We start from the raw sequence: 4478 nt of genomic DNA, 5'->3' as shown, positions 1-4478 counted from the left end.
GACCTATGTGTCGACCTGGTCCGGCTGGGTCTACGTGGCGTTCGTGATCGACGCCTACGCGCGCAGGATCATCGGCTGGCGCACCGGCACTACGATGACGACCGCGCTCGTGCTCGAGGCGATCGAGCATGCGATATGGACCCGTGAGAGAGCGGGCTGGGACGTGACAGATGTTGTCCACCACACAGATAGGGGCAGTCAATACACCTCGATTGCCTTCACTGAGCGTCTCGCCGAGGCTGGGATTCAGCCGAGCGTAGGCGCGGTGGGATCGAGCTACGACAACGCCCTCGCCGAGACGATCAACGGCCTCTACAAGACCGAGTTGATCAAACCACGGGGTCCGTGGCGCAACGCAGACCAGGTCGAGTTCGCCACCGCCGAATGGGTCGACTGGTTCAACCACCGGCGGCTCTACCAGTATTGCGGCGACGTGCCGCCGGCGGAGATGGAGGCCGCCTACTACGCTCAACACCCAGCCCAGCACCTGGCCGGGCTGTCACATCAGTAAGTCTCCGGACATGCCGGGGGGATTCAATCGGCTGATTGCAGCATTGCCGGAGAAAGTCGGCATGCGGTCGTCTCGGCCAAGAAGCGCCTGTCAGCCGCGATCACCCCGATGGCCCGTTCACCGCCACCGGGCATCGAGTAATCTTCTTCGAGCATGTAGTTGATCATCTACGCAGTTAGCCGCGTTGGGATGTGCGGATGAGTTCGACGAAACCATGGCGATGCCGGCCATGCCGACCGACCCGAACCAACCGGTGAGCCCGCAAAATATCCGCACCGGTTCCCCCGTGACCCGGCCCGGATGGCGGGCCGCCATCACAGCTGAGCATTGTCGAGAAAGGGAACACTCGTGAATCTCGAGAAAACCATCTCCGCTGCATTCTGCGCCCTCGGTCTTGCCATCCTGCCCGCAGTTCAGGCACAAGCCGACGACCACGTCGTCGTCGGCCCGGGAACCTCGATCGGAACCTGCACCATCGCCTCCGTCGGCACCGACAACCACGGCAACCTTGTCGCGCTGACCGCCGGGCACTGCATGCGCGTCCCGCACCAGCGCGTGAGCGTCGGCGGCCGACAGGTCGGGAATTTCGCGGCGTGGTCCAGCACGTGGCCTTCGGAGCTCTTCGGGGAGGACGCCCAGCTCGACTACGCGGTGATCAAGCTCGACCCCAAGGTCGTCACGCCCACCAACCTCACCCCGGAGGGCCATCGCGTCGACCGCATCACCCCTTACCCCGATCCCAGACAGCTGCTGTGCAAGTACGGCCAGGTCACCGAGCACACCTGCGGCAAGGTGCTGGAACGCGACCGCAACGCGGTGCGGTCCTGGCAGCTGGTCTTCCCGGGCGATTCCGGTGGTCCTGCCTACGTGGGTTCGGCGCTGGTCGGCATCGCCTCCTCGATCAACCTGATGCGCGTCTGGGCCCCCGTCCAGTTCACCGGAATCGGCGGCGTGCTGGCGGATCTCGCGGCCCAGGGTGGCGTCGGCGCCGGCTTCACCCCGATCAGATAACGGGTGGTCCCCGCGCAGGTGGAGGTGGCGGACGAGCACGCGGTCGCCGTCGATGCGCTGCCCGCGCTATTCTGTGCGGCGCAGCGCCCGATCGAGCACACGGTCGGCAAGCACGATCGTCGATGCGACCGGGTTGTCGAGTTGTTTGGGCCGGCTCCAGCCTGCTGCCGAGGTCCTGGCCGCAATAGAGTCCGAAGCGTCGCGAACCCTGGCAGAGATGAGATCCATGGTGTGGGTGCTGCGTGAGGAGGAAGCCGTCGCCTACTCACCACAACTGGGTGTCGCGGACCTGCCTGCTCTGGCGCGCGCCGACGCGACGCCCACCGTCGAGGTCTCGCTGGACGGTTCGTTGACGCGGCTGGCACGACCCGTGGACGCCGCGCTCTACCGGCTCGCGCAGGAGTCGCTGACCAACGCCGTACGGCACGCCAGGAGCGCGACCCGCGTCGGGATCGACGTACGCCGGGACGGCGACGCCGTCAGGCGGCGGGTCAGCGACGATGGACAGACCGAGCGGGGGCCGGTCCCGGAGCCTGGATTCGGCCTGCTGGGCATGGCTGAACGCGCTCAGCTCCTCGGCGGATCGCTGTCGGCGGGGCCGGGGCCCGAGGGTGGTTGGGTGGTCGAGGCGGTGCTGCCGGTGGAGGCGCCGGCATGAGCATTCGTGTGGTCGTAGCCGCCGACCAGGACTTGGTCCGGACCGGGCTGGTGATGATCCTCGGCGCGCAACCCGACCTCGAGGTCGTGGGGGAGGCGGCAGACGGGCTCGCAGCGCTCGACCTGGCGACCCGGCTGCGTCCCGATGTCCTCCTGGTCGACATCCGGGATGCCCGGGCTCGACGGCATCGAGGTGACGCGACGCCTTGCCGGGCCAGGCGTCACGGACCCGATGGCAGTCGTCGTGATCACCACCTTCGACCTCGATGAGTACGTCCTCGGCGCCCTACGCGCCGGCGCCCGCGGCTTCCTGCTCAAAGACGCCGGGCCGGAGCTCCTCGTGCAGGCCATCCACGCGGCGGCCAACGGGGACGCGTGATCGCCCCCAACGTCACCCGCCGGCTGCTGGCGACCTTCGCCGACCAGGCGCCGGTGGTACCGGTCCAGCCCATCGACCCGCTCACCGAGCGCGAGGAGGAGGTGCTCGCGCTGGTGGCACGCGGCCGGACCAACACCGAGATCGCCATCGAGCTCTTCGTCGGCCTGAGCACGGTCAAGACCCACGTCGCATCGTTGATGAGCAAGCTCGGCGCCCGCAACCGCGTCGAGATCGCGATGTGGGCATACGACACCAGACGCGTGCGAGCCGAATAGCGGGTGCAGATTGCAGCGTGGGTCCGTGGGGTCCGGTCGCCCCGGGCGAGTCAGTCGTCCGGGCTGGGGTGTGCGTGGGTGCCAGGACTAGTTCCAGCGCGGTTGCGTGCATGCGTTGGGCGAGGTCGTGGTGTCGCTGCTGAACCGCTGCGGCGATGGCGGGCGACCCGCGGCCCTCGGTCCAGAGTCGTGTGAAAGCCGCGTTTGCTCGGAGTGATTCGGCATGGAGGTCGAGCTGCCGGTGGGAGAGTTCGGCCGTGCTGGTCACGTGCCAGGTTCATCGGCGCGGGATGTCGGGTAAGGGCCCTTTCAGGGTGAACTTCCGGGTCTTTCCGGGATCCGGAGACCGAAACCTGTTGCTACGGTCCGTGCATGAACCAAGATTCCTGTTCTCCAACAACGAATTCTGGTATGCGTGGCCGGTTGTCGACGTCGCGATCGAAGCGAAGGTGGGTAGGCAGGGATTCTGTTGTCAGGCGCGGTGGGCAGCCATGACGACAGTCCGTGCGCGCTGCAGTTCTCCCGGATCGACTGTCACCGATGTCGCGTGGTTCTTCGCGATCGCCATCGTGCTGTGCTATGCGCTGTCCGTTCCGATGGTCTTTCGGCTCGTCTCCACGGACTTCGACAACCTGATCGTTCCGATCCTGCAACTGACCCCGCTGCTCGCTGCGATCATCATGTGGCTGGCCCGACGACCCGGAACGTTCCGAGAGACATTCGCCACCGGGTGGCGCGGCACACCCATGTGGGCCGGCCTCGGCATCGGCCTCATCACCGCGATCGCCGCCATCCAGGCCGGCATCGCACTGGCAGTGGGGATCTGGCCGCTCAACCCGCTCGACCAGATCTTGGCGGCGACAGTCTGGGTCGTTCCGGTCTTCCTCATGCAGTCGGTCTTCGCTGTCGGCGAAGAGTTCGGCTGGCGCGGCTGGCTGGTGACCCGCGCAGCGTCTTGGAGATTCTGGCCGCTGGCCCTTGTCAGCGGTTCGGTCTGGATCGTCTGGCACCTGCCGGTGATTGCCGTCATCGGAGACCGTCCACCGTGGGACATCGTCATCTATTTCGCGGGCATGCTGCCGTGGGCGCCGCTGCTGCTCGCACTTCGCTGGCGGTCGGGCAGTGTCTGGCCGGCAGTCATGACGCACGGAGCGATCAACAGCGTCCGGGTTTACCTGCTGCAATCGGTCCCCAACGCGACAGATCATCTGCTGATCGAAGTGATCGGCTGGGTGCTGACGCTCACCGCTGCGCTGTGGCTGATGCGCACGAGCCCGGCGCCGGTCGTCCAGGGGGCCACTGAAGCTCGCGCCCTTCCACGGCTCGGCGGCGGCGAAGAGCGGGTATCCCAGCGACCCTGACCAAGCCTGCGGCGTGAGCGCCGTTCCCAGGCGATGACGTCGCCGAGGTTGTGCTCCCCACGCGAGCGGGGATGAGCCCAGAGCTGAACCGACCACGCTGTCGGCATGCGGTGGCGGAGATTCGGGCCATCGACTGTCATTCATCACCCGCGTCGTTGCCGTTAGCGGGCAAGGCTGAGCGCTAGCGCCCCACAGAAACCCCACAGTTTCGACCGGATTCAACGCGGATCCATGAGAACTGTCGAGCACGGCGGCTTCGCGAAAGATGTTGATGCTTGGTAGTA

General features: G+C 66.7%; 6 protein-coding genes and 1 pseudogene. 5 read left to right on the top strand and 2 right to left on the bottom strand.

What is annotated here, in order from left to right:
• The coding region (locus tag ACFWPJ_RS25740) for an IS3 family transposase (RefSeq protein WP_378854982.1) at nt 1-511 on the top strand (511 nt) is incomplete at its 5' end.
• A gap of 23 nt (nt 512-534) precedes the next feature.
• Here ACFWPJ_RS25740 and ACFWPJ_RS25735 read toward each other — a convergent pair.
• Nucleotides 535-678: a hypothetical protein gene (locus tag ACFWPJ_RS25735; protein ID WP_378854980.1), complete on the bottom strand. Its 144-nt coding sequence runs from the start codon at nt 676-678 to the stop codon at nt 535-537.
• Nucleotides 679-859: 181 nt separating this feature from the next.
• On the opposite strand from ACFWPJ_RS25735, the gene ACFWPJ_RS25730 reads away from it, so the two are divergent.
• A complete protein-coding gene (locus ACFWPJ_RS25730) occupies nt 860-1522 on the top strand; it encodes a trypsin-like serine protease (RefSeq protein WP_378854978.1) in 663 nt (220 codons plus the stop codon).
• A gap of 66 nt (nt 1523-1588) precedes the next feature.
• Here ACFWPJ_RS25730 and ACFWPJ_RS25725 read toward each other — a convergent pair whose 3' ends face one another.
• The gene (locus ACFWPJ_RS25725) at nt 1589-1750 is read right to left on the bottom strand and encodes a hypothetical protein (RefSeq protein WP_378854976.1); all 162 of its coding nucleotides are present in this window, start codon (nt 1748-1750) and stop codon (nt 1589-1591) included.
• Here ACFWPJ_RS25725 and ACFWPJ_RS25720 point away from each other — a divergent pair.
• From ACFWPJ_RS25720 to ACFWPJ_RS25710, 3 genes and pseudogenes are all read left to right on the top strand, one after another.
• Complete coding sequence (locus tag ACFWPJ_RS25720; RefSeq protein ID WP_378854974.1) at nt 1740-2180, top strand: sensor histidine kinase; 441 nt, start codon at nt 1740-1742, stop codon at nt 2178-2180. The two genes, ACFWPJ_RS25725 and ACFWPJ_RS25720, sit on opposite strands and share 11 nt — an antisense overlap.
• Nucleotides 2177-2833 (top strand): annotated as a pseudogene (locus tag ACFWPJ_RS25715) (response regulator). Before ACFWPJ_RS25720 ends, ACFWPJ_RS25715 begins: the two are co-directional and overlap by 4 nt.
• A 314-nt stretch (nt 2834-3147) precedes the next feature.
• The gene (locus tag ACFWPJ_RS25710; protein ID WP_378854972.1) at nt 3148-4194 is read left to right on the top strand and encodes a CPBP family intramembrane glutamic endopeptidase; all 1047 of its coding nucleotides are present in this window, start codon (nt 3148-3150) and stop codon (nt 4192-4194) included.
• Nucleotides 4195-4478: the final 284 nt, after the last annotated feature.

The sequence above is a fragment of the Nocardia sp. NPDC058497 genome (genome assembly GCF_042720195.1).
In the GTDB taxonomy this organism is placed as follows: domain Bacteria; phylum Actinomycetota; class Actinomycetes; order Mycobacteriales; family Mycobacteriaceae; genus Nocardia.
Note: the sequence above shows the minus strand (reverse complement) of the source record. Positions and strands in the feature narration are given on the sequence as shown.

Excerpts from the sequence above, each read along its gene's own strand:
- ACFWPJ_RS25735 (WP_378854980.1), bottom strand. The coding sequence starts at position 678 with ATGATCAACTACATGCTCGAAGAAGATTACTCGATGCCCGGTGGCGGT.
- ACFWPJ_RS25720 (WP_378854974.1), top strand. The coding sequence starts at position 1,740 with ATGAGATCCATGGTGTGGGTGCTGCGTGAGGAGGAAGCCGTCGCCTAC.
- ACFWPJ_RS25725 (WP_378854976.1), bottom strand. The coding sequence starts at position 1,750 with ATGGATCTCATCTCTGCCAGGGTTCGCGACGCTTCGGACTCTATTGCG.